The organism is Hydrotalea flava (assembly GCF_001623405.1).
Taxonomy (GTDB): Bacteria; Bacteroidota; Bacteroidia; order Chitinophagales; family Chitinophagaceae; genus Hydrotalea; species Hydrotalea flava.
Genome location: NZ_LUHG01000112.1, coordinates 1 through 1,192 on the forward strand (window position 1 = coordinate 1; position 1,192 = coordinate 1,192).

The following is a 1,192-nucleotide window of genomic DNA, read 5'->3' on the forward strand; positions in this document are numbered from 1 at the left end:
CATACGCCCAGTAAATAAAATGTATTTTATTTCTTTTCAAGTGTCACTTGGCGTATGTTTTCAACTACGCCGTAGTTTTATGTAGCATTCGCTACGGATAACCAATTTTTCTATCATTTTAAAATTCGTCACTTGGCGTATGTTTTCAACTATGCCGTAGTTTTGTGTAGCATTCGCTACTTTTATTCATTTAATGTTTAAAACTATCTTTTAATCTGGTATTCATATAAAATTAACTTTTATTAATCCTTGTTTGCCGATATAGTCTCTAGCACTACTCAGTAAATAATCTTCTGCATTTTCTACTAAACCTGCTTTAACAGGATTTTGATGTATATAGGATAATTTTGTAGTGTACATATCTTTAATATGAGGGTCCATATATACAGCATGATTTTCGTGGGTCCAAAGTTGGTAATCGATGTTTCTTACATGTTGTTGTGCGGCATGTTTAAATTGATATAACATCCAGACTTTTCTGCTTTCTACATCTTCTTGAATTGAATGTAAAATTTGCTTACTAGTATGGCGTTTAAAATCCCGGATAGTATTTGATAGCGTGTTATTGGAACTGGATAATATGCAATGCACATGATTGCTCATAATACACCAGGCATGTACATTTAAATATTTATGTTCGATGCAGAAATTTAAAGAATCAATTACAATATCGCAATATCTTTTTCTGGTAAATACATCTACCCATGCTACTACTTGAAAGGTTACGAAATAAACCCCACTTTGGTCTTTTATTACATAGCTATCCGGCATAATATTAATATACAATTTTTATTAAATTTACATCATTATTGTAATACTCTATTGATATTATAACGATGGTATTATTTGTTCAAACTAACACTTCTTTCCGCATATGTTTTCAACTACGCCGAAGTTTTTTGTAGCATTTGCTACGGATAACCAATTTTTCTATCATTTTTAAAATTCGTCACTCGGCGTATGTTTTCAACTACGCCGTAGTTTTATGTAGCATTCGCTACGGATAACCAATTTTTCTATCATTTTAAAATTCGTCACTCGGCGTATGTTTTCAAGTACGCCGTGGTTTTGTGTAGCATTCGCTACGATAACTATTTTTTAAAAAGTACATTTATTGATGTAGCAAAAGCTACAAAAAAAAGGGGCGTAGGCACAGCCATACGCCCAGTAAATAAAATGTATTTTATTTGAT

General features: G+C 31.9%; 1 protein-coding gene. It reads right to left on the reverse strand.

What is annotated here, in order from left to right:
• Nucleotides 1–222 precede the first annotated feature (222 nt).
• On the reverse strand, nucleotides 223–771 hold the full coding sequence (locus A0F92_RS15330; RefSeq protein WP_068248345.1) for an REP-associated tyrosine transposase: 549 nt from the start codon (nucleotides 769–771) through the stop codon (nucleotides 223–225).
• Nucleotides 772–1,192: the final 421 nt, after the last annotated feature.

Bases quoted from the DNA above. Each gene is read 5' to 3' on its own strand.
- A0F92_RS15330 (WP_068248345.1), bottom strand. From the start codon at position 771: ATGCCGGATAGCTATGTAATAAAAGACCAAAGTGGGGTTTATTTCGTA.